We start from the raw sequence: 24,515 nt of genomic DNA on the forward strand, positions 1-24,515 counted from the left end.
CACGACAATGCCCCGCAATCGCAGTCGCTTCTCCAGAAAGAATAAATGGATCACCCTCCTGGGGCTTGCGTTATTGGCGGGCGGCGCAGCAGGGGTTTACTTGATTGAATCGATCGGCGTTCCACCCCGTGTGCTCGCGCCTTATATCGAGCGACGGGTATCGCAGCATAACCCCTTCATCGTGAAGACAGGCGAATGGATTGCGCACTCGCTCACATCGCTGGACCGCGGCCGCCACTTGGAAGATATTCGTCCATCATTGCGTATCGGTGCACAGCAAGGTGAATCTCCACGTCCCGTGATTGAACTGACTGGAAATAATGTCGTCCGGGTTGACTCGACGGAAGCGGCGATGACCGCGATAGCCCAAGCGCGCGCCGGGGACGTCATTACATTTTCGCCGGGGACTTACCGTTTTCGAGGCCAACCAGTCGTTGTGAATAGGCCGGGGGAGTCGGGCGCGCGCATTACTGTGCGTGCTGCGCAGGCGGGAACCGTTAATCTTGAACTGGATAACTCGGAAGGTTTTCTCGTCGTCGCGCCATACTGGACGTTCGAGAATCTCGTTATTCGAGGCGTATGCAAGTCACATGACAGCTGCGAACACGCATTTCACATTGCCGGGGACGCACACCACTTTATCGCCCGCAATAACTCCATCATCGATTTCAACTCGCATTTCAAAATCAATGGCGTTGATCGCAAGATGCCAGATGACGGCATCATTGAGAACAATACGTTGACGAACGCAAGCATCCGCCTAACCGATAATCCAGTAACACCAATTGATCTTGTTGCTGCAAACCGATGGGTAATCCGACGGAACTTGATCACTGATTTCATCAAAGGACAGTCCAACAGGATCAGTTTCGGGGCCTTTGCAAAGGGAGCGGGGGCAGATAACCGCTTCGAGCAGAACATCGTAATCTGCGAAAACCTCCTCAAGGGGGCGCCAGGCCAGCGGGTCGGTTTGTCTCTGGGGGGCGGGGGTACCGGTCGCAATTTTTGCCGTGACCAGAGGTGCATACTGGAACAGGAGCGAGGGGTGATTGAATCGAATCTCGTTGCCTCCTGCTCCGATGATGGCATTTATGTTAACCGAGGCGCTGGGAGCACGATCTTCCACAACACGCTCATTGATACCGGCGGGATTGCCATTCGCTTCCCGGAAAGCAGCGCCGACATTGAGGGTAACCTTGTCGACGGCCACATCCGAAGCAGGGATGAAGGGATTGTGCGCAAGCTCGATAATCTCGAGACGTTCATGACAAATTCCTATCTCGGGCTTCATCCAATACGCGCGCTCTATGTAACAGGAAAACGGTTTGAATGGAGCGGCGAAACCCCGAGACGGGAGTTAATGAGTCGGCCGCCGCTAGATTTGTGTCGAGAGAATCGTCCTTCACATCCAGCGTATGGCGCTTTTGAAAACTTCTCTGCCTGCCTTGTACAATAGACAGCGTCAGGCAAAGTCCAGTTGCTATTGCCGGGGCGTTACTTGGCGGTTTCGTCTCCCCACTTCCCGCGCTGGATAAGTTTGTTCTTTAATCCAGGCAGGGGAAACTCCATGTCATAGGCCTTCTTTGCATAGAGCCGCGCCTGTTCGTAGTCTTGCTTTTCGAAGTACACAAGTGCGAGGTTATAGTTACTGGTCGGATTATCCGGTTGTAATCTGACTGCCTCACTTAAGTGCTCCAATGCTTCGTTCCAACGTCCAACCTTGGATAAGTAGCTGCCATAAATCGTGCGGACAACCGGGTCGTCAGGTTGAAACCGTACTGCACGATTGAAATAGCATTCGAACGAATACTTCATACCTCGTTCACTGGGCGACTTGCTCCGGACAGCGAGGCGAGCAACACTTGTCAATGCACGATGGTGATTCGGGAATGCGCGCAATGTGTAGTCCAGATCCCCACCAATTGAACTGCTCTTGCCAGCAATGAGTTTTTCTACTTCTGGCGTGAAATGATTGTCCTCGACGATCTTTAGATTGGCTTTCAAGTTAGCCCTGTCTCTATAGTCATAAGGACCATATGCATTTGTCAGTTCTCCGCAGTAGTTTGCAAACGACGGGGCAGACGCCGCAGAGAGGGACAACACCAGGAGCATGTTCAAGAGAGTTCTCATGTTCTATCGTCTCCAACGAGGACTTCTTCGTTACTTGCGCATTCCCCTCTCGTTCCCAGAACTTCATCCAGGACGAACGCCAGTTCCTTGGTTCGTGCTTCCCTGGAGTTGCTGCTGACAGCTTCTCCAGATGGAATTTGCCCTTTTCCTGATGTGAGCAAATCAAGGAAGTGAAGAATTCCGCGCACAATGTCATTCTTCGAATCCAGCCGCGCAATTGTGTCTATTCCGGCAGATCGGAGTTTGTTCGCAGTATCACCATCGGGATCCGTCAGCGCAAGAATTGGCCGTCGAGCACGCAGGTATTCATATAGCTTTGCGGGTATTTGATGGTTGCAGTTTGCGGCCTGAAGAAGAAGAAGGCCATCGCTCGTCAACATTTCCGAGAGGGCTTCGCGATACGGCACTGGTGGTGCCAGCGTGACGACGGCCTCCACCCCGTACTGTACGAGCAGCTTGCGCAAGTACTCATCGTGACCCGTCGCTCGCAGCACAACCTGAAGCGAGTCCGGAGAGATTTTGCCCGCATTTAACAGCTCAGCAAGGGCTTCGAATAATGGACGTGGATCTCGTTCCGAGGGATAGATGACACCGCTGTGTACAAGTACAACCGGTCTGTTTCCAAGTGGTGCGGGACCAACGCCCGTTTCGGAAGACAAAAAATTCTCTTCGTCATATCCATTCTCGATTAAACAGAACCGAGATGCTGGAACGTGTGGAAATCGACTTCGATAAAGCTTGACGGTTCCAGGTGTAGTACACAAGACTTTTGTACTATGGATGATCGCTTGACGTTCAATCCACTGATACACTTTCCTTGTCAGCTTATTTGTCGGGTGACTGGCATCCGTCATCGGATCGCGCATGTCTGCAACCCAGGGGATGCCCGTAAGGCGATGCAGGGTAAGCCCGATCAAATGAGCAGTTGCGATCGGATAAGTCGACCAGATCACGTGAGGTCGGGAGTGACGAATCAGACTCAGGCCGCGCGAGACGGCTCCGAGCCACCATGAGACCCATCGATCTGGTAGTGCGAGAAATCCCAAGTAACGCCCCTTGTACGCAAGGTGGCGGGATGTATCGAGGGCAAACGTTCGATGTACCGGAACCTCCGCAGGAATTTCGGCAATCTGATCATTGCTCGTGCTTGGGTAAGCCCGCGGATTGGATGTCAGTACAACCGGTTGCCACCCGTATTCTAGCAAGTAGCGTGAAAATTTTAATGTGCGCTGAATGCCGCTGCTTCCGCGCAAGGGCGGATAGTGAAAGGCAATCATGAGAACACGTTTTACCATGATTTGATCCAGTCCCTGGTCCAATCGGCAACCTGATTTCGCCACTCACGAAGCGCAAACGTGTGATTTGCTTCTGCCAGGTCTCGGCGCTGGATGCGCGTCGACGCGAGTGTCTTTTTCCACTTGCGCGATCCGTTGACGACATCCAGAAATTCTTTAGCGGTGAGGTCGTTACCGCTGATAACGAGTAGCACTCTACCTTTGAAACGACACAAGCCGTCGAGCATTCGGTCAGGCAAAGAACTTGCGGCTTCAGTTCTCGGTGCTTCGGCCATTCCTGTTGCCGTTTCGGACGAAAGCGATGGCCTTTTCTTGAATGCCGTGCCTGTCATGGTCATGAGTGAACGCAGGGCGTCAATAAAATCAAACTGCCCGTTGCGAATCTTGTTCCACAATTCCTTGTCAAGTAATCGGGAGAGATAGTAATGCCGCAGGTAAGCCCTTGCCATGCCTCCGGGGGTTCGAACCCATGGATTCAGCAAGACGAGGCCTTGCACGCGTGCGTCCCGATGTGCATAGAACAGGGAGGCAGAAGCTGCATCGCAGAGTCCCCACAGCACGATCTCCGTCAGGGCGGGCACCTCGGCGAAGAATCGATCAGTCGCGTGGCGGATATCTTCCTGAACTTCTTCGAAGCTCCTGGTGTCGCCCTCGCTGTCCCCCATGCCGCGGTAATCAAAACGCATGACAGGCGTTCCATGACTGGCAAGATCATTGGCGAGCAGAGTGAACTGACGATGACTGCCTGCTCGATACTGCGGCCCGCCGACAATCACGAGCACCCCGCGCGGTGATGGACGTTCCGGCAGGCTGAGGATTCCGAAGAGATTGTCGCCCTGGCATGGAAAGCAAATCGCCTGCTGCTTGAAATTCACGAATACACCTCATCACACAGGCCCGTTGTGGCTTTCAGCAGTTCGGGGCATTCGGTAATCTCCTGCGAGGCCCAAAACGATGATCCGGCAATCAGGTGGCGATGTATTTGGACACCCCGCTCCTCCCAGCCTGATGCTATCCGTGCTGACGCCGGCGGCATCGGCCGGCCATGTTCGGCAACGACTTCGAACCAGTGAATTGGCGTCGAAGCGATGGTCAGGTGAGCCGCATTCAGACTGTCTATACGGGCGGCTAACGCTGGAGCAAGCTCATATCCGGCGATTTCCATTGCTTCGCCTTTTGACAAGCGCTCACGCATTACTTGGGTGCCACTCGTCTTTTCCGCACCAGTGCCAAGCATTTCACTGGCAAGTCTCATGCGCAGGAATTGCGTAAGAAAGGCTTCACCATTGACGACCGGTTGCCACAATAGAAGGTCCTGAAAAGGTCGATGGGCCTCATTGGCAAGATCAAGGGCAAGAAGAGCGCCGAGCCGCAGGCCCCAGAGGCCAGCCACGCTTCCTGTCTTGCGCTCAAGCCAAGCAACCGCAGCACGTAAGTCGTCCTTCCAGATGTCCCAGTTTGCCTCGACAAAATCACCGGAACTGTCACCGCATCCGAACAGGTCAATCTGTAGAACTGCGTAGCCTGCCATGGCAAAGGATCTTGCCTGTAGTGCGGCCATTCGCCGCGATTTGTTCATCTCCTCGGCGAAGGGATGGATATAGACATATGCGCCGCGAATGGCGCCTTCGTCTAGAGGGGCGTGGTAGATGCAAAAACGATCGCCCGACCCGACGTCAAGGAAGAATGGTATGGCCATTCCCGGCTCCCCGGTCCGAAATGTCCTTACTCGCTGAGCTTGTGCTCAACGAACTGGACCAAGCTACCCAATGTCTCGAACGTGGACGCGCTAATTTCATCATCCTCGAAGGTGATGCCGAAATGCGCTTCTAATGCCGTCAAGACGTTGATGACGGCCATGGAATCCAGTTCGGGAATGCTCCCGATCAGCGCAGAATTTTCCTTCAGTTCGAACGCCCGGTCGCCTAAAGCCAGGACGTCTTTCAGAATCATCCTTACATCATCGATGTATTGCATTTTTCTCCCTGCCTGCCTGAAACATGCCCAGGATGTCTTATCATTCCGGGCGCGAGACTTCAAAGTTGAATGGTTGATTTCGGGCTTCGTCAGGCTTCCACAGTCGGGGTCATTGCCGGCGAAGAATTACGCTTGATGCGTTCCATCATATTTTTTAGTACCCGTCCCCCGACATGGCGAGCGGCCGCCAGCAATCCGTGCAGCGTCCGTAGATTGAAGATGACGATTCCCCATCTTTCGCGGCGATGCGACATCCAGTCCTTTTTGTAGGAGTCGTCGCCCGTAAGGTAATCCACTTCTCGGACTCGATCCACGTCAATTACATGTTGCATGAGTTTTGCGGTCAGAATCGAACCCACCGAGAGGTCGGAGTATTTTTCATCGTACGCCAGCTTGTAAATCGATGCTACGCCATTCGTAATGATCCAGAGTTGAGCGGCGGCAGGCACATCGTCAACATATGCCAGGCCCAAGCGGAGCCAACCGAGTTTTGCGCAACTGCGAATCAGTCCAGGAATGAACTCTGGATGAGGCTCGGGCTTCTTCCAGCTTTGATTGTAGATCTTTTCGAAAGCATCTATTGCGGAGTCCAGGTTTGCGCCTCCCGTGACGATATCGAGTCGCAGGCGTCCAGATTTTTCCAGTCGCTTCGATTTTCGTTTTATAAGGTTCTTGAGCGCGGAAGGAAGAGTGTCGAAATATTCGTCATACGAACGACCGGCCACGTCCAGATACCAGTTTCCGAAGCAGAAATAGGATTGCACGAACATTCCGGCATCGCGAAAGGCATTAATCGTGGAACTGAATACAGCTGAATCCTTTGCCATTGGATGCAAATCGACCGTATCCCACCGCGGCCGATCTTGCGCAATTGCCTTTGCAAGTGGTGCCAAATAGGCAGTCGCGCCTGGACTTGCACAGTCCAAGACGGGCCCGAACAATGAAGAATAGTAATTTGCGGCGGGTCTCAGATCGCGGCGCGCCAGGAAGGAAGCAGTCGAGGAGTCAAGGCGCATCGGAAGCACCAGAAGTGGCGTGCCCGGCGCATTATTTGACTCCATAGCGTAGACCCGGAGAGGCCCCTGGGCATCGAATACGTTTGCAGCGAGATTCTTGAACCAGGGGAGGCTAAAGAATACTCCCGTCGACACGCTCGACTTTTCGAATAGCGCTTCGAAACTTGGAGGCAAATCTTCGAAGCTCTTATAAATGCTGACTTTGTACATTTACTAGTGCCGCAATCGATAGATAAACGAAGTCGCAGTTGTCGTGCGTCGCGAGGTGTTGCTTAAACTGGAACAACGGTCGCCGTGGGAAAAACGCACGCGAGCCCGAGCATGCACCAATTATGAATCCCTGTCGTCGACGAAAAGCGGAGGGCTTGCTAGCGAACAAACTTTCAGGATTATAGTTGAAAATTCACTAATATACTTGAGTGTTAGTTAACATTCTCTGGCATAATTTTCTCGGCAACGAGGCATATTTTCTAGCATCTGGATAAGAATAATACTGAGGCATTCCCGAAGAAGCGTCGCGCCATGGTTCACTTGCATTTGGCCGGCCCGAAAGGGCACCAGACGACGTGGTTCTAACCAAACAGGTTTCTCAAATGACCTACCTCATTCACCAGTCAATATTTCGTACCGCATCCGCCCAGCCAGAGGCAGAGGCGCTTGTCTATCGGGGGCAAAAGCTAAGCTATGCGGCACTGGCATCGGAAGTTCAATCGGTTGCTGGCGGGCTCCTGTCAAATGGTCTCGGTCGGGGAGAGCGGGTGGCCGTCTTCCTTGAAAAGAGATTGGAAACGGTGACCGCGTTGTTTGGTGTTGCATATGCCGGTGGTGTTTTTGTGCCGGTCAATCCGCTACTCAAGCCCGAGCAGGTAGGTTACATTCTGAGTGATTGCAATGTACGCATTCTTGTTACATCCGCTGACCGGTTGAAACAGCTCGCGTCGGTACTGGTCAAGTGTCCGGACTTGCATACAGTGATCATCGTTGACGGGGCTGATGATTTGCCCCACGTTGAAAATCCAAGAGTCCTGCCATGGAGTCTACTGGTTGACACTTCTGATCCGCGGAAGTGCCATCGGATCGTTGATACAGACATGGCCGCCATCCTTTACACTTCTGGAAGCACAGGCAAACCCAAGGGCGTAGTGCTCTCGCACCGCAACATGGTTGCCGGCGCAATCAGCGTATCCAGCTACCTCGAAAATACTCCCGAGGACCGCATCCTCGCCGTCCTGCCGCTCAGCTTCGACTATGGCCTGAGCCAGCTCACGACGGCATTCCATACCGGGGCCACGGTCGTGCTGATGAATCATCTGCTGGCGCGGGACATCGTCAAGGCCGTCGAGGCGGAACGCATTACCGGCCTTGCCGCAGTCCCGCCATTGTGGCTCCAGCTCGCCGACCTGCAATGGCCGCCCGATGCCACCATTCGCTACTTCACCAATTCCGGCGGCGCGATGCCGCGTGCGACCCTCGACAGGTTGCGCGCCGCGCTGCCCAAGGCCAAGCCTTATCTCATGTACGGCCTGACCGAGGCCTTCCGCTCCACCTACCTGCCGCCGGCGGAAGTGGACCGCCGCCCCGATTCCATGGGCAAAGCCATTCCGAATGCCGAAATCATGGTGTTGCGTCCGGACGGTTCCGAGTGCGCGGCCAACGAGCCGGGCGAGCTCGTGCATCGCGGTGCGCTCGTGTCGCTCGGTTACTGGAACGATCCGCAAAAAACCGCTGAACGTTTCAAGCCGATCCGTCCCGCCCACCACGGCCTGCCGCTGGTTGAAATGGCGGTCTGGTCAGGCGATACCGTGCGCAGGGACGAGGAAGGCTTCCTGTACTTCATCAGCCGCAATGACGAGATGATCAAGACCTCCGGCTACCGCGTCAGTCCGACCGAGGTCGAGGAAGTGCTCTACGGTCGGGAGCATGTCGGCGAGGCCGCCGCCCTTGGCATTCCGCACCCCACGCTCGGCCAGGCGATCGTTGTCGTCGTCAGTCCGCGCGACGGCGCACCTCTCGATGCCGAGAAGCTCCTGGCGGCGTGCAAGCCGCACCTCCCCAACTACATGCTTCCGAACAGGATCATTGTCTGGGAGGGCAGCCTGCCGCGTAACCCGAACGGAAAGATCGACCGAAAGCTGCTCGCGACGCAGCACGCGAACATCTTCATGGAAGAAAGCAAATGAGCAACACCCGTCCGCAGCATGCACCCCTGATCCAGTTCCCGGTTCAGGACGACTGTCTCCAGGTTGGGGGCATTGCGCTGACACGCCTCGCCCAGCGCGTGGGCCAAACGCCGTTCTATGCGTATGATCGCGCGGCCATGACGGACCGCGTGGCGCTGTTGCGCCGGCACCTTCCGGAGCAGGTGCACCTGCACTATGCAATGAAGGCAAATCCGATGCCGGCCGTGGTGCAGCACATGTCGAAGCTGGTGGACGGGATCGACGTCGCATCCGGCAATGAGCTGCGTGTCGCACTGGATGCGGGAATGAATCCGGACCGGATCAGCTTCGCCGGGCCGGGCAAGAGTGACGCCGAACTCTCCAGTGCGATTGCCGCTGGCATCGTCATCAACCTGGAATCCGAATCGGAAATGGAGCGGCTGGCCCAGATAGGCACCCGCCTCGGTATCCAGCCCCGTGTTGCTGTGCGCGTCAATCCCGATTTCGAACTGAAGTCCTCCGGCATGAAGATGGGCGGCGGGCCGAAGCAGTTCGGCGTCGACGCGGAACGTGTTCCCGACATGCTGCGCCGGATCGGCGAACTGCAGCTGGATTTCCACGGCTTCCATATCTTTTCCGGCTCGCAGAACCTCAAGGCGGCCTCCATTCAGGAAGCGCACGAAAAGACGTTCGCCCTGGCGATCCGCCTCGCCGCCCATGCGCCGCGCCCCGTTCGCCTGCTCAATATCGGTGGCGGCTTCGGCGTGCCCTATTTCCCGGGCGAAGAACGGCTGGACGTCGCCGCGATTGGCGAGAACCTGACGCGATTGCTTCCTGACGTGCAGCGGCAATTGCCGGAGGCGATCGTCGTCATCGAGCTTGGCCGCTACTTCGTGGCCGAGGCAGGGGTGTATGTGGCGCGCGTCGTGGACCGCAAGGTATCGCGTGGACAAGTCTTCCTTGTCACGGACGGTGGCCTTCATCACCACCTTTCCGCATCGGGAAATTTTGGGCAGGTGATTCGCAAGAATTATCCGGTCGTCATCGGCAACCGGGTCCGGGGAGAGGAGCGGGAAGTGGTCTCCGTCGTCGGGCCCTTGTGCACGCCGCTGGACCTGCTGGCCGACCAGATGGAGATGGCCAAGGCAGACGTCGGCGACCTGGTCGTTGTTTTTCAGTCCGGCGCCTACGGTTTGACAGCGAGTCCGTCTGCGTTTTTGAGCCATCCGGCGGCACTTGAAGTGCTGGTCTGATCATCGAACAAATAGGATAGTTGCAGCGAGGCTGCGCGAGGCCGGACTGCGAAGGGAGAGACAGTGAGTGGTGTATGTGGCTGGATGGACCTCGGTACGGCCGACGTCGACAAGCAGAAACTGATCAATGACATGGCGGTGCCGCTCGCACGCTTTGATGCGAGCCCGGTGCACACACTGGCAGGACGGAATGGAGCCGTCGCGGTGGCGGCGGGCGCGTCCTGCGCCCATGTCTACCGGCAGGATGGTCTGATGGTGGCAGTGTGGGGGGCGGCCGTGTTCCGCAGCAAACGCCTCGCCGACCGCGCGCAGGCAGAGGGATTTGCCGCGACCGTGGCGGGCCTCTACCGCGATATGCCCGACGATGTGTGCGGGCAGTTGTCCGGTGCATTCGCCCTCGTCATCATTGACGAGGACGCCGGCACGGCGGTGCTGGCTATCGACCGCATGGGCACGCATTCCCTGACGTACCAGGTGATCGCCAACTGTCTCGTGTTTTCCTCGTCGGCGGATGCACTCATCCGGCACCCGGCAGCCAAGCCGGAAATCGACCCGCAAGCCTTGTACAACTACGTCTATTTCCATATGGTTCCTGGTCCGGGAACCATCTACAAGGGACAGCAGCGCCTGCTGCCCGGCGAATGCCTCACCTTCCGCAAGGGCGAGGCCATGAAGCGCCGTTATTGGAAGATGCAGTTCCAGGAAAGCGATACCGGAGGTGTGGAAACCCACAAGGAAATCTTCCTGGAATTGCTGCGCAAAAGCGTGCGTGAAGCGGCCGATGGCCAGAAGATTGGCGCCTTCCTCAGCGGCGGTACCGACAGCTCGACGATCGCAGGCTTTCTTACCGAGGTCGGCGGTGTGCCGGCGAAGACCTACTCGATTGGTTTTGAAGCCGAAGGCTACGACGAAATGGAGTACGCCCGCATCGCCTCGCGGCATTTCGGCACGGATCATCACGAATACTATGTGACGCCGGATGACGTCGTTCGCGCGATCCCCGAGATCGCCGGTGTCTTCGACCAGCCGTTCGGGAATGCCTCCGCCGTCCCCGCTTTCTATTGTGCGCGATTGGCGCGCGCCGACGGCCTGACGCGCATGCTTGGCGGCGATGGCGGCGACGAACTGTTCGGCGGCAACGAGCGTTATGCGAAACAGCATGTCTTCGCGCTGTACGAGCGCTTGCCGCGCCTGATACGCAAGGGGGTGATGGAGCCGGCAATCTTCGGTATGCCGGCCGGCGAAATGATCATGCCGGTACGCAAGGCGCGCAGCTATATCAAGCAGGCGTCGGTGCCAATGCCGGCGCGTCTTGAAACCTACAACCTCCTCGAACGCTACGGCGCGTCGGCCGTGTTCACGCCTGAATTCCTGGCCGAGGCTCGTCCCGACCAACCCCTGGCACTGCTGGAGCAGACGTATAACGAGTCCCGCGCGCAGACGCTGATCAACCGCATGCTCGCGCTGGATCTTAAAGTGACGCTGGCGGACAACGACCTTCCCAAGGTGGTGAAGGCTTGCGAGCTGGCCGGTATGGAAGTGGCATTCCCCTTCCTGAACGACGAGATGGTCGCTTTCTCGGCGCGACTGGCTCCGGATCTCAAGCTCAAGGGCACGAAGCTTCGTTACTTCTTCAAGGAGGCGCTACGCGGCATCCTGCCGGACGAGATCATCACCAAGCAGAAGCATGGCTTTGGGTTGCCGTTTGGTGTCTGGCTGCAGAAGCACAAGGCATTGCGCGAGTTGGCAACCGACAGCCTGATGGGACTCAAGGCACGCGGTATCGTGCAAGATGAATTTATCGACAGTCTTGAGCGGAGACTGAATGAGCATGCCGGCTATCACGGGACCATGGTATGGGTACTGATGATGATGGAGCAGTGGTTCAGACAGCGAGGAACCGACGTCTCATAGGGATCGCGAAGTGATGCTGATTGCAGCGGCAGCGTCATGTGGTAAATCTACATCCGAGGAGGCATCAGCAAAAAATCCGCAGTGGCCAACAACTAGGTTTGCGCGAGCGAATCGACAAGACGTTTCGCCTTGTAATCCGAAGACGCGCTGAAAGAGCTTGAAATCGACATGCCTTCGTTAGTAATGCAACGCAGGGCTCAACATCGTCTGTCACGTGCATACATGAACGGAATACAGAAAAGCATCAGTACGCGCATCGAAATACTTCGGTATGTGATGATCTTTGGTATTGTGATTCTTCATACGCCTCCATACGTTCCTCTGTCCGATATCGGCGACTCCTTCTTTGACTTCATCAAAGCATTTTTTCAACATGCCGTTTTTCGGACGGCGGTTCCCGTCCTTACCTTCGTTTCCGGCTATCTGTTATTTCGCACGCCAGCGCTGTGTCAGTTTGCAGCCGTTGCGTCGAAAAAAACACGGACCCTATTAGTACCACTGATCCTTTTTAATCTACCAATTGCGCTTGTTGTACTTTATTTGCAGTTCGCCTATGACGGCGTGTCGTTGTCCACAGTAGAGCTATATCCGTTTAACCTTCTGGAGTTCATCGATGCCTGCGTAGGGTTGGTCGAGGCGCCGATCAACTACCCGCTCGCATTCTTGCGCGATCTCTTTGTCATTTCCTTGCTGGCCCCGGTGTGGCATGCCTTGTATCGACACGTCCCACGCCTTGGTGCCGTGTTGGTATTTGTTGTTTTCTGGTTCAACTTGGACTTTAAGTTGGTGTTGCGGAATGAAATGGCAATCCTGTTTTACTTTGGCGGTCTCGCCAGTTTTCAGCAGTGGGACATGACGCGGCTGGATAAGCACGCGGCCAAGTTGCTCCTGTTGTTTGCGATCCTTTGCGCGGGCGTGGTCGCCTTCCGTATGGAGAACAGGGTCTACCTCGGGCTCATCTCTCCGCTGATGATCTGGCCAGCCGCCTCCCTGCTTCTGGACACGACTCTTGGCAAATGGATCGCGGGAATGGCCAAGTACAGTTTCTTAACCTTCCTTATGCAAGGCCCAATCTTGACCATCCTTTGGATGGGATACAACGAATTGCCGGATTCTGTCCCGTACTGGATTTTTTGGCTTGTCGCTCCCGTCTCGACGGCATACATCGTTGCATTGGCTTATCGCTTCGGCGTTGCAAATTTTCCAGGCTTAATGGGAATTGCCCTTGGAAGGAGCCCGCGCACGCATGGAGAAGTGGTACAGCGAAGCAAATCCGGTACGGCCAAATATTGACGTCCTTGTTTCTTGCCAGGTTCATAAGCCGGTTGCCTCGCCGAAACAATTTTGATGCCTTCTGGAACTATTTCTTTTAGGCGAGTGTCAGAACTTCGGCAATAGGGCAATTCGTTGCTGTTTTTCAACATGCATCACGTGCGTGCCGTTCGCGCCTTAATGATTGTTGATTTTCCGGCCATTGCATTTGCCGAACAAAGCGCTTATTGCCCAATTAGTCTTTCCGTCCGCGCGTTTGCGGTGTGCTGAGAGGTGCGCTGTGCCTCTCCCGATCTTCCAGGAATTCCTGACATGACTGAATCTGAAATCCAACATGCCGATGGCGAAGGTCTCGCACGGCGCATCTCGCGGCGCGTATTCCTTCGGAATGCGAGCATGACCGCAGTCGCCATTGTGGCAACGGCTTGTGGAGGTGGCGGAAGTACCGGCCCCGCTACAGCAGAGGCAACTGAAGCCGCCGCAAGCACCTCCGCATTGGGGGCGCGGCAAAACCCAACTGCCCCTGTCGTCGATAACCCGCCGCTTTGGAGTGAGATTCCGACGATTACCTTCACTCAAGGCGTGGCATCGACCTTCTCGATCGCGGGATTTGTGTCGGACGACGACGCGACAGCGCTCACTATCCTGAAAAACGAACTTGCTTTGCCGCCCGGCGTGACCTATGACCCGGCCACCAAGAGCTTTGTCTATGACGGTCTCGGCGCCGTTGGCGCTACCAGCGGCCACGTCCTGACCGCAACGGAGGCCTGAATCATGCCCAAGAAACAACAGCAGCAACAAACAGCAACATCGCAGCCATTCACCGTCCAGGTACAACCGGCTCCCGCTCTATCCGCATCCTTCCAGGTCACTGCCGCGCAAGCCGGAACAAACCTGCCGTTCACCATTGGCCACGCCTTCAAGAAGGGCGAAATCCCGGCCGGCTCGATAGTTGTCGGCAATATTCCTGAACTGCAGGTCGTCGCAAAGAACGCATGGCCCGATGGCTCGATGAAATTCGCCCTCGTATCCGGCCTGACCTCGTTCGCGGCTGCCGGCGCGAAGATGATCGGCCTGAGCATCGGGCAGGCGACAACAGCACCAACGCTGACTACAGCCGATTTGCGCGCTACCGGCATTTCCGCATCGATTGGCGCCGGAGGTTTCGGGTCCGCATCGTGGTCAGATACCGACTGGGATACGCCGTTCATGGAGTGGGTGCGAGGCCCCTTCATGAGCTCGTGGATTTATCGCAAGCAGATCGGCAGCGACGCACATCTCGTCGGCTGGTTGGAAGTTCGCTTGTACAAAGGGGGCGGCGTCGAGGTTCTGCCCTGGATTGAAAACGGCTACCTCACCGTTGCCGCACCGACCAGCAAGAACGCGACCTACACATTTGCACTTGGCGGCACTCAACGCTTCAGCGCCACGTTCGATCTGCTCAACCACAACCGCACGGTACTGGTTTCCGGCTCGGCGCTATCCCACTGGCTGGGTGCCGATCCCAAACTGACACCGACGCACGACAAGGCATACCTGCAGGCGACACGCCTGGTACCGGCCTATCGTGCCCAGTTGACCTCTACATCTGCGATCTGGTCCAGCCTCGCACAATCGTATACCCCGCTGCAACAGGGCAATTACCCGAGTGCGATGGGGGCAACCGGTTACGACGGCTCGATTGGCCTGCTTCCGGAATGGGATGTTGCTTATCTGGTCAGCAACGACATTCGCGCCTACGCTGGTGTCGTCATCAACGGCTACAGCGCCGGTCGCTACGGCATCCACTTCCGTGATGAAAGGACGATGCGGCCGCTGCGCTTCTCCAGTTATCCGAATCTCGTTGTCGAAAGCAGCAGCGGTGTGGGTGCGACGGGCGCGTCGTCGAAGAATACTTACACGCCGGCCGCGACCGGCACGCAACCTCCGATCTGGGCGTCGACCCATCATCCCTCGGTGGGATTCATGGCATACCTGCTCACCGGCCGCTTCTACTTCATGGAAGAGGTGCAGTTCGCAGCCACCCTGCATTTCTTGAAGAATACGGACACTCAGCGCCAATTCACGGCAGGCGTCTTGCAGAGCAGCGTGGGGGCGAACATTACACGAGGCGCAGCTTGGGCGACGCGTACACTGGCCCAGGCCGCGTGCATCACGCCGGACGCCGATACTGCTTTGCGCACCGAATTCCTTTCCTCGCTCGAGGCGAACGTCAACTTCTATCACGGGCGCTATGTCGCAATTCCGAACAATCCGCTTGGATTCGTTCAGCCGTATTCCGACTACACGACGAATGGCGATGGCAAGTATTTCGAGGCGACATGGATGCAGGATTTTTTCACTGCAGCATATGGTTATGCCATCGACATGGACCTTGCAATCTCGGCGACCGGGAAGACGAGGATAAAGGAATTCTTTGCCTGGAAGGCCCGAAGCATTGTAGGCCGCCTCGGCGGCACGGCACCGACCGACTATCTTTATTGCGACGCGGCGCCGTACACGATCGCCATCGCTCCTACCGATACGCCAGACTATACGAACGGCACGGGACCGTGGTTCGCCGATTGGGGCCAGGCGTATGCCGCGACGATGGGCGCACCGAACAGCGGTGTTGCGGGTGATTTGCGAGGCGGAAACTTCCCTGCGGCGACCAGCTACTGGGGCAACCTCCAACCTGCAATTGCCTACGCCGTCGAGCACAACATTCCTGGCGCGCTTGATGCATACAAGCGTATGACCAGTGCTGGCAATTGGCCAACGCTGGCGAACAACATGAATGCAGCTCCCGTGTGGAGCGTCCGTCCGCGAAACGCCTGACAGGCATCGGATTAATTACAGGATAGGAACGGCCGCTGCGGCGGCCGGAGAAGATCTCATGAAAGCAAAGTTATCAACGCTGCACTTGCCCGTGTCAGCGACAGCCCTTGTTTTGACTCTGTTTCTAGCAGCATGTGGAGGAGGGCAGGGAACGGCGAGTTCTGCGTCTCCTGCAGACAGCGCCCAGGCAGCAGTAGCCAGCGGCGAGAGCGCCCTGGCTGCAACGGCAACGGAAAAACCGGCCGCTGCAACAACCGATCTCGAAGATGGTTCACGGAAATGGCCCGGCGGGAAGCCAGCGACGACGTACACCCTCGGCGTCACCAAGACGGGGTCGGGCACGGTCAGCTCCATGCCGGCCGGGATTGCGTGCGGAACGGATTGCAGCGAACCCTATGCGAGCGGCACGACAGTTACCCTGACTGCCGCACCTGCAAACGGAAATTCCTTTAAGGGCTGGAGCGGTGCGTGTGCAGGCACCAGCGTAAGCTGCAGCGTGTCGATGACGATGGCGCGGAGCGTAACAGCTATCTTCGAAAGCACTTCCACCACCTATACGTTAAGCGTTACCAAGTCTGGCGAAGGCGTGGTGACGTCTGCGCCCGCCGGCATTAGCTGCGGCGCAGACTGCACCGAGCCTTATGCAGGCGGTACTTCGGTTACCCTGACCGCAGCCCCGGCAAGCGGATACAACTTCAAGGGCTGGAGCGGCGCCTGCAGCGGCGCCAATCCAAGTTGCAACGTATCGCTGTCTTCAGCGCTCGCAGCAACGGCAATCTTCGAGCTCGCTCCCGTGACCACACCGACGCCTGGTGCGATTGACGATATCGTGGCCGCCATGCCTGTCAATTCGTGGAAGGCATTGCCGGCAACGATGATGAAGGACGTTTGTCCCGCACCCTACAACAGCTATGCCTGTTCATCCGTCATTACTGCGTGGAGCGGTGGTGCATACGATGAGGTGAGAGACCGCATGGTGGTGTACGGCGGCGGACATGGCGATTCCTGGTACAACAACATCTTTGCATTCGATCTCGGCGAGATGAAATGGAAGCGCCTCACCGAAATGTCTGGTGGAGCGACCGGCGATACCCCCGGAGCGGGTTGGAACGACAGGCGTATCGACAGCTGTGGTTTCTACCCGAAAGGCGCGTTGAGCTTGCCCGATACGGTCATGAACGGTGAGTACGTCGCGTACGACAAATGTTTCGTCGAGCCGGTGGTGTCGCAGCTCGATCTGCAGCAACCGCGTTCGTCGCATACCTATGGCGGCGTCTTCGTCGACAAAAAGCGTGACCGTTACTGCTATATCGGCTACGGCACCTACTACCCGAATGCACAGATGACTTCGCCAGTCGTCAGCTGCTATTCGCCCACGACGGGGCTATGGTCCCGACTCGCCGACAAGCCTGCAGGAGTGGGTGGGCGCGGGCAGACAGCGCTGGATGCCGCCGGACATGTGTGGAACGTGGCTGCCGAGCAAGGCAAGATTGCCGAGTACGATCCTGACACCAACACTTGGAAGACTTACGGTCTGAATAACTATGAAGCGGGTGGCGGGACGGATATCGACCGTGCACGCAACCACCTCTATGTCATGTATATGAACACGGACGGTAGCTACGCCATGCGGCGCTGGAACATTGGCCAGCCACTCAGCCTGACGATGAGCCAGACCTACGCCGAGATCGCCACATCCGGAACCGCTCCCAACAACATCGGCAAACGCCCCGGCTTTGTCTATGTCGATTCGCGCGATCAGTTCTTTGCCTGGGGGGGCGGACGGGATGTCTATACCTTCAACCCCGGCACGGCGGCGTGGAACAAGCTGACTGCCAGCGGCGACGATCCAGGCGTGCAACAGCAATGGGGGACGTATGGACGCTTCCGTTACAGCCCTTCAAGGAAGGTATTCGTTCTCGTTAATGGCGTAAGTCAGAACGTGTACATCTACAAGCCGCCTGCATGATCCGATGCAAGGACCTGCTGTCAAACGACTTCAGCGCGTTTCAGCAGGTTCCTTGCCATCCGAAGGAGAAATTTATTCGCCCCTTGGTCCCAAGGGGTGAACCTCGGAAGTTGATACAAGTCTGGATCAGACGGAATTGATCCCCATGCTGTCGACACGGCAGCATCGAATCCCAAGTCTTTCACTATCCGCACATGCTCTGCAAGGTAATCTTGCGCAGGCTTCCCGTTGGGATAGGCAAACAGGCGAACCGGAGCGCCAATTATTCCCTCCAACGTTTCCTTGCCTGCCGCGATTTCGCGCCTCGCCTCGCGCGCGTCCAGGCGAGCCAGGATCGGATGGTTCACCGTATGCCCCCCGATTTCCATGCCAGCGTTATGCAGTTCCCTTACCTGGCGGGTCGTCATCATCAAATCATTCGGCAACAACAATCGTACGTGATCGCACATCGCATCGATCTGCACTTGCCTTTCCTGCAGGGGCAGGTACTTGAGCTTGCCGATCAGGGTTGAAATTGCCTGCTGCCGCTGCGGTATATTGGCAATATCGATCTGACCAAAGCCGACAGCCTCCAGATCCAGCACCGGACCCGGTGAGTGCCGTACAAGCTCGATAATCGTATCGTTCCACATGCGTCCGCCATTTAGGAATCCCGTCGCGACAAAAAAGGTCGCCGGAATGCCCAGCCTGCGCAGAATCGGAAGCGCGACCTCGGCGTTGTCCGCATAGCCATCATCGAACGTTACACATGCTGCCCGTGGAGGGAGCGACTGTTCACGCATTGCCTTGACTGCCTCAGGCAGGCTGATCATGTTGAATGACGACCGTATCAGGCGCATTTGACGTTCAAAATCCTGTGCGTCCACTTCACCGGGAAATAACGGGTCTCGAGCCGAAAGTACCCGGTGATAGATCAGGATCGATAGGCGAGATGTTGAATTGCCGGGCGATAGCAGGCGCATCGCCGCGCGGCCCGCAAGCGAAGTCCATCCGAAATTCCCTTCATCGCGAGCCAACCCTTGTTCAGTCCTGCTGCTTGTATCAGCGGTATCGTGCATATGGTGCATGCCCCTGTCAGTAATTGGAGGACCAGTTCAGTCAACGCGACATTTCGCGAGGCTTAACCAGTGCCGCAGATGGCATATTGCGCCAGGAGTTGGTAGGTGCACCTGCCGCTTTCAGCTCGTTGGCGACGATAATGCGTGTGACGACAATCGCGACCATCAAATAATACGGAACGTCGAAATAAAGAAGACTCAAGAACGCCCCACCGACGGCAAACCCAACAATACTTACCTGGGACATTGCTGCAAGGTGATAGGCCCACTTCAAGTCATCCCGTTTGGCGGCATTCCGCAGAATCCACGAGCAGGAACGCCATGTAAGGAACCCTAGCAGAAGATAGAGGACAAGCCCGACAAAGCCGTGTTCGCCAAGCGTCTGGAAGTAGATGCTGTGCGCTGCATGCACATCCGTTGGCACCGGAGCGTATCGCTCGAATGTCTGCAAGTCGTAGATCTCAAAACCCCCACCAACAAGCGGCCGATCGACGGCAAGGTTGTACGCCATGATCCATGCATTGATGCGCCCCATTGCCGAGTTGTCTTCCTGGTAGGTGGCGATCGTGTCCATGCGTTCGCCCCATTTTTCGGGCATGAAGATCAGTAGCACGGGAATCACCAGGACCATGAGCATGCCCAGGACTGCCTTCTTGCTGCTCTTGAGCCACAGGAAGACGGCCATCGCGGCGATGGCCAGCAACGCACCGCGTGAATAGGAGCCGATAGCGGCAAACGCGGAAAGCAGAATCGATGCTGTCAACGCATGTCGAATGAGCTTGCTCGTCGTGATGTACTGGAGATAGTGAAGCAGGGGAATCACCATCACTAATGCGAGAGCAACCTCATTATTGCCCGCAATGAAGGAGTTCCCCGGGCCCCACACCCGGTAATGTCCCCCGGTAAGGACAGTGAATAGACCTCCTTTGATGCCGTAGTAGGCAAGAGAAAGCACGAGGACCCACATGAAGGACTGGATGTGTTCCTTCGTTTTCAAGAGCATCATGACGACCAATGTCATCCCCATGATTTTCATCACTCGGTTCCATTGGCTAAAAACCAGGTCCGGCTGCAAGGCGAATAATGTGCTTACATTGATCCAGACAATGAAGGCGATGAAGGTGCAGGTCACAGGCGTGATCGGCAAATTCTTTGGTTCCCTTGTCACAAGCAGGCTTGCCAGCATCGTGGCTGCGATGATTGCGGCGAATGGAAAGGTGGACGCGAATCCGTAAGTTAGCGTGTGCGGATTCATCACGCTGATCCATGTCCACATCAGTACACCGATATACGGCTTCTTGAAGAAGAAGGGGAGGGATCCAAACACGATCAGGGTGATAACAATGTCTCTCATTGTGCAAATTGACGGAGCATGAAATTGCCGGTTAGCAACTCTACCGAGGCACCATGCATCCCGATCGCTAGGAATTGAATGAAGAATAATATATTACCGTCGAACCGTTGAAACGTATCTTTGCTTTACGCTGACCTCGGCATTTTCGCTATAACGTGGCAGTGATAGGGACCGGCCTGATTTCACCCATCGAACCAATTTGTTTTCCAGCGCTTCTTGGCCCGTCAGCTTGACACCTCAATAAGCATTGAATACTCTCAGCCGATTAGAATCGACCGATGCACTCCGGTCCTGGCTACAGAATGAAGAACGAATATCAGGACAGGAATTGAGGGTCTACATCCCGCAGTAACTCTCTTCTTTATAGGCGATTGCGAGCACTGACCCTTGGACGAAATCGACAATAAAATCGCAAAAGGCGCCGCATGGATGGTGTCCTTCAAAATGATCGACCGCGGCCTGGGGCTTGTCAGTACCGTGATCCTCGCGCGCTTGCTTGTTCCCGAGGACTTTGGCCTTGTCGCCATGGCGATGATCCTGATCGGCGCATTGCAACTGCTGATGGCATTCAGCTTCGATGTGCCGTTAATCCAGAACCGAAATGCAGGCAGGGACCAGTTTGATACGGCGTGGACCCTGAACGTCATCTTTGCATCGGCATGTGCCGCCATTCTTGCCTCGGTTGCCGGGCTCGCCGCACGGTTCTACCAGGAGCCGCGGCTTGAACTGGTGATCTATCTGCTGGCCGTCGGTTTCGCGGTCGAGGGGTTCTCGAATATCGGTCCGGTGATCTTCCGGCGCGAGATGCAATTCGACCGCGAATTCAAGTTCCTCCTCGGGAAGCGAATGGCAAGCCTGCTCGTCACCATTCCGCTCGCCTTCTGGTGGCGCAATTACTGGGCGCTCGTCGCCGGCCAGTTGACCGGCACATTTGTGTCAGTCGCGCTTTCCTATTACGTCAGCGATTACCGGCCGCGTTTTTCACTGAAGGCCAAGGTGGAACTGTTCCACAGCTCAAAATGGCTGGTGATGAACAACATCCTGCAATTTCTCAACGGCCGTGCGTCCGAACTGCTGATCGGACGGCTCGGCGGGGCAACGACCCTCGGTGTCTATACCATTGCGTCCGAAATCTCGACACTGCCGACGACTGAATTGGTGGCGCCTATCAACCGCGCCGCGTTTCCGGGCTATGCACGCGTCGCCAATGACCTGGAAGCGTTGCGAAACAGCTTTCTCGGCGTCATTTCAATGATCGCCTTGTTTGCCCTGCCCGCAGGGGTTGGCATCGCAACAATCGCTGACCTGATGGTGCCTGTCGTTCTGGGCTGGAAGTGGGTGCCCGCCATTCCGCTGATCCAGATACTGGCGATTTACGGCGTCATTCAAGCGCTGCAAAGCAACATCTCCTATGTCTACCTCGCGACCGGCCGTCTTTACTATGTCACTGCCGTCGGGGCAATCCAATTCACTTTGCTGATTTCACTCCTGATTCCCGGGATCCTCTACAAGGGAGCGACCGGCGCCGCCTGGGCATTCCTGGGAACCGTCGTCCTGATTACCCCGGTGATCCAGTACCTGGTTGCGAAACGGCTTCAACTGTCGAGCACGGCTTTTCTCGCGCGGCTCGCCAGGCCGCTGGCGGCTGTCCTGATCATGGCAGCCGTTGTCCTGGCCATGAAGCATGTCCTGCACCGCAACGATGAAACCAGTTCCTACCTCGTTGCGCTTGTCCTCTGTGTCGCCGGCGGTGCGCTGGCTTATAGCGTATCGCTGTACGTCCTATGGCGCTGGGCGGGAAGTCCACACAGCGCTGAACGCGTCTGCCTGGGGAAAATCGAAACGCTATTGCAAAGAGCCGGACTAAAAGTCAGCCTGACTTAGGAGGCCGGACGACAGGACGTTCCACTTCCCAGACGGTGGGAGGTCGTCGCTTTCAGGAACACTTCAATTTGACCCGCGGTAGTATCGTGCCAGCTGAATTGCTCGGCATAGGCCCTGGTTGCAGCATGATCCGGATAATTGGTCCGCAGCGCACCGACCGCATGAGCAACGCCTTGCGCAGACCGCTCTGCCATCAATAGGCCGGCTGCCGGAGAAGCGACAACTTCAGGTGTTCCCCAAACGTTGCTCGCCACGACGGGTGTACCGCAAGCCATCGACTCCAAGAGCACGTTTGCCCAGCCTTCGCGGCTGGAAGCAAGAATGCTGGCGTCGGCAGCCGCGTAAAATTTTGGCAGCTCATGGTGAGGAACCGAACCCAGAAACGTGACGCGATCGAGGACGTTCAGGTGACGTGCCAGATTTTCCAAATTGCGTTGCTCCGGACCGCTACCAGCAAGCAGGAGCCTGACGTCGGCGAGCATTGGCATCGCCTTGATGATGAGCTCATGTCCCTTGACCGGAACAAGATTCCCGACCGACAGCAACGTGAACTGCTTGAATCCTAACGTCGATTTCAGTGATTCCCTGTCTGCGGACCTGAACAATTCGAGATCTACGCCATTCCGCAACGTGGTGATGCGGTCCGGCTGCACGCCGAGATTGACCAGCTCGGTTTTCAAGGCATTGCACACGGTGATGAGGTGCGCTGCATTTTGCGCGGCCCACAGGATCAACTGCCTTGGCAGGGCGTATCGGGGGATAAGCGTAATGTCGGAGCCGCGCGCGGTAATGACGACCGGCTTGTTGAAGTATTTTCCAAGCATGACCGCTGCGACGCCGTCAGGATAGAAGTAGTGCGCGTCAATCGCATCGAAGTCATAACCTTCATCGATCAGCCTCCCGATTACCGCTTTGCTGGCGTTGGCGAGGAGGAACGGCGAGACGGTCATTCCTACCTTGGGAATGGCCAGGTAGCGCGGGTGAAGTACCTTGAGGCCGGAGCGCAGTTCCTCGGCGGGCGCTTTTGCAAACTTGCTGTACTTTCCGAAGGCTTGATGGCTGCTGGGAAACCAGGGAACGGGCGCCACTACCCTGGATTCAACCTCCCCGCTCGAGACAAGGTGGCGGAGACGGGTTTCCACAAAGATTCCCTGGTTCGGCGCGGCCGAATTGGGAAACAGCGTGGTGAAGGTGAGCAGCTTCATTTCTTCCGGGTCTTGATCAAACCGTTGTAGATGGAATCGTATCGCGCGACGCTGCGTGGCCAGTTGCGCTCATTCTCGACAAACTGGCGTGCCGCCTTGCGCAGGACTGGCCAGCGCTCGGTCGCCGCCAGCAGATCAAGCGTCTTGTCCGCAAGCGACTGCGGATTGCCGGCTTCGAACAGCACCCCGGTCTTGCCGTCTTCGATCAGTTCGTGGTGGCCGCCTACGTTGGACGCCACCATGAGCCGTCCCTGTGCCATCGCCTCCAACGGTTTGAGCGGGGTCACGAGATCAGTTAGGCGCATGCGCAGGCGCGGGTAGGCCAGCACATCGATCAGGTTGTAATAGCGCTGGACTTCCTGGTGTGGGACGCGTCCCGTAAAGATCACCTTGTCCCGTACGCCGAGTTCCTCAGTCAGTGCCTTGAGTTCCTTTTCCTGCGGCCCGCCGCCGACCAGCAGCACGCGAATATCCGGATTGCGCGCCAGCATGACAGGCAGCGCGCGCAGGAGGATGTCCAGGCCTTCATAGGCGTAGAAGGATCCGATAAAGCCGAGCACCACCTTTCCGCTCAGTCCGAGCTTGTCTGCCAGCGCGAGATCGGGTTGTTCGTCGGTCTGGAAATCCTCGACGTTGACGGCATTGGGAATGACAGTCACTTTTTGCGCTGGGATGCCGCGCTCCAGGATGTCGCCGCGCAATCCTTCGCAGATGGTGGTCACAGCGTCCGCTTCACGCAAGGCACGCGTTTCCATCGCACGTGTGAGGCGGTAGCGCATGCCCCATTCGGTGCTGGTGCCATGATCGACCGCAGCGTCTTCCCAAAAGGCGCGGACTTCATAAACGACCGGAATGTTGAGCTTGCGTCCGACCCGCAGCGCCGCAATGCCATTCAATGCCGGCGAATGCGCGTGCAGAATGTCCGGCTTGACCTCCTTCGCTGCTTCCGCCAGCCGCTTTTCGAGCTGGTCGATGACGGCCAGCTGCTTGAGCACGGGCAGCCTTCCCTTGAGCGAGGTCGATGGCGGGGTGCGGAAGAAATGCCAGCCGTCGACGTTCTCTACCGGGACGTCGAACTTGCCCTGCTTGGGGCCGGTGATATGACAGGTTTCCCAGCCGAGCGCGCGCTGCTCCTTGAGGATGGACAGCGTGCGGAAGGTGTAGCCGCTGTGCAGCGGGATCGAATGATCGAGGACGTGCAGGATACGCAAG

19 protein-coding genes are annotated in these 24,515 nt (G+C 56.7%); 9 read left to right on the forward strand and 10 right to left on the reverse strand.

The window, feature by feature from the left end:
- Window positions 1–7 precede the first annotated feature (7 nt).
- Entirely contained in the window at window positions 8–1,456 is a 1,449-nt protein-coding gene (locus ACNOHI_RS09535; protein WP_420474433.1) for a right-handed parallel beta-helix repeat-containing protein, read from the forward strand.
- 38 nt (window positions 1,457–1,494) lie between these two features.
- Here ACNOHI_RS09535 and ACNOHI_RS09540 read toward each other — a convergent pair whose 3' ends face one another.
- From ACNOHI_RS09540 to ACNOHI_RS09565, 6 genes are all read right to left on the reverse strand, one after another.
- Entirely contained in the window at window positions 1,495–2,112 is a 618-nt protein-coding gene (locus ACNOHI_RS09540; protein WP_420474888.1) for a tetratricopeptide repeat protein, read from the reverse strand.
- A gap of 14 nt (window positions 2,113–2,126) precedes the next feature.
- Window positions 2,127–3,425, reverse strand: a complete 1,299-nt coding sequence (locus ACNOHI_RS09545; RefSeq protein WP_420474434.1) for a glycosyltransferase — start codon at window positions 3,423–3,425, stop codon at window positions 2,127–2,129.
- Window positions 3,419–4,300 carry a hydrolase 1, exosortase A system-associated gene (locus tag ACNOHI_RS09550; protein ID WP_420474435.1) on the reverse strand — a complete coding sequence of 294 codons (882 nt, stop codon included), beginning with the start codon at window positions 4,298–4,300 and terminating at the stop codon, window positions 3,419–3,421. The genes ACNOHI_RS09545 and ACNOHI_RS09550 overlap by 7 nt, the downstream gene beginning before the upstream one ends.
- Window positions 4,297–5,124, reverse strand: a complete 828-nt coding sequence (locus ACNOHI_RS09555; protein ID WP_420474436.1) for a hydrolase 2, exosortase A system-associated — start codon at window positions 5,122–5,124, stop codon at window positions 4,297–4,299. Before ACNOHI_RS09555 ends, ACNOHI_RS09550 begins: the two co-directional genes overlap by 4 nt.
- Window positions 5,125–5,150: 26 nt before the next feature.
- The gene (locus ACNOHI_RS09560) at window positions 5,151–5,402 is read right to left on the reverse strand and encodes an acyl carrier protein (protein WP_420474437.1); all 252 of its coding nucleotides are present in this window, start codon (window positions 5,400–5,402) and stop codon (window positions 5,151–5,153) included.
- A gap of 89 nt (window positions 5,403–5,491) precedes the next feature.
- A complete protein-coding gene (locus ACNOHI_RS09565; RefSeq protein WP_420474438.1) occupies window positions 5,492–6,628 on the reverse strand; it encodes a GNAT family N-acetyltransferase in 1,137 nt (378 codons plus the stop codon).
- Window positions 6,629–7,011: 383 nt separating this feature from the next.
- On the opposite strand from ACNOHI_RS09565, the gene ACNOHI_RS09570 reads away from it, so the two are divergent.
- From ACNOHI_RS09570 to ACNOHI_RS09600, 7 genes are all read left to right on the forward strand, one after another.
- Entirely contained in the window at window positions 7,012–8,598 is a 1,587-nt protein-coding gene (locus ACNOHI_RS09570) for an acyl-CoA ligase (AMP-forming), exosortase A system-associated (RefSeq protein ID WP_420474439.1), read from the forward strand.
- Window positions 8,595–9,830 carry a pyridoxal-dependent decarboxylase, exosortase A system-associated gene (locus ACNOHI_RS09575; RefSeq protein WP_420474440.1) on the forward strand — a complete coding sequence of 412 codons (1,236 nt, stop codon included), beginning with the start codon at window positions 8,595–8,597 and terminating at the stop codon, window positions 9,828–9,830. The genes ACNOHI_RS09570 and ACNOHI_RS09575 overlap by 4 nt, the downstream gene beginning before the upstream one ends.
- 63 nt (window positions 9,831–9,893) lie before the next feature.
- Complete coding sequence (locus tag ACNOHI_RS09580; RefSeq protein ID WP_420474441.1) at window positions 9,894–11,744, forward strand: asparagine synthetase B family protein; 1,851 nt, start codon at window positions 9,894–9,896, stop codon at window positions 11,742–11,744.
- Between the two features lie 222 nt (window positions 11,745–11,966).
- Window positions 11,967–13,037, forward strand: a complete 1,071-nt coding sequence (locus tag ACNOHI_RS09585) for an acyltransferase family protein (RefSeq protein ID WP_420474442.1) — start codon at window positions 11,967–11,969, stop codon at window positions 13,035–13,037.
- Window positions 13,038–13,328: 291 nt separating this feature from the next.
- A complete protein-coding gene (locus ACNOHI_RS09590) occupies window positions 13,329–13,787 on the forward strand; it encodes a hypothetical protein (protein WP_420474443.1) in 459 nt (152 codons plus the stop codon).
- A 3-nt stretch (window positions 13,788–13,790) separates the two neighbouring features.
- A complete protein-coding gene (locus tag ACNOHI_RS09595) occupies window positions 13,791–15,833 on the forward strand; it encodes a hypothetical protein (protein WP_420474444.1) in 2,043 nt (680 codons plus the stop codon).
- A 112-nt stretch (window positions 15,834–15,945) separates the two neighbouring features.
- Complete coding sequence (locus ACNOHI_RS09600; protein WP_420474445.1) at window positions 15,946–17,802, forward strand: InlB B-repeat-containing protein; 1,857 nt, start codon at window positions 15,946–15,948, stop codon at window positions 17,800–17,802.
- Between the two features lie 20 nt (window positions 17,803–17,822).
- Here the strand turns inward: ACNOHI_RS09600 and ACNOHI_RS09605 are convergent, their stop codons facing one another.
- On the reverse strand, window positions 17,823–18,860 hold the full coding sequence (locus ACNOHI_RS09605) for a polysaccharide deacetylase family protein (protein WP_420474446.1): 1,038 nt from the start codon (window positions 18,858–18,860) through the stop codon (window positions 17,823–17,825).
- A 40-nt stretch (window positions 18,861–18,900) separates the two neighbouring features.
- A complete protein-coding gene (locus tag ACNOHI_RS09610) occupies window positions 18,901–20,214 on the reverse strand; it encodes a putative O-glycosylation ligase, exosortase A system-associated (protein WP_420474447.1) in 1,314 nt (437 codons plus the stop codon).
- 387 nt (window positions 20,215–20,601) lie between these two features.
- Here ACNOHI_RS09610 and ACNOHI_RS09615 point away from each other — a divergent pair, with 387 nt between their 5' ends.
- Entirely contained in the window at window positions 20,602–22,098 is a 1,497-nt protein-coding gene (locus ACNOHI_RS09615; RefSeq protein WP_420474448.1) for a lipopolysaccharide biosynthesis protein, read from the forward strand.
- Here the strand turns inward: ACNOHI_RS09615 and ACNOHI_RS09620 are convergent.
- Window positions 22,095–23,303 (reverse strand): glycosyltransferase family 4 protein, encoded by a 1,209-nt coding sequence (locus ACNOHI_RS09620; protein WP_420474449.1) that lies wholly within the window; start codon window positions 23,301–23,303, stop codon window positions 22,095–22,097. The genes ACNOHI_RS09615 and ACNOHI_RS09620 overlap by 4 nt on opposite strands.
- Window positions 23,300–24,514, reverse strand: coding sequence for a TIGR04063 family PEP-CTERM/XrtA system glycosyltransferase (locus ACNOHI_RS09625; RefSeq protein ID WP_420474450.1), 1,215 nt, complete (start codon window positions 24,512–24,514; stop codon window positions 23,300–23,302). Before ACNOHI_RS09625 ends, ACNOHI_RS09620 begins: the two co-directional genes overlap by 4 nt.
- Between the last annotated feature and the right edge of the window lies 1 nt (window position 24,515).

Source organism: Noviherbaspirillum sp. ST9 (genome assembly GCF_048799745.1).
Taxonomy (GTDB): domain Bacteria; phylum Pseudomonadota; class Gammaproteobacteria; order Burkholderiales; family Burkholderiaceae_D; genus Noviherbaspirillum.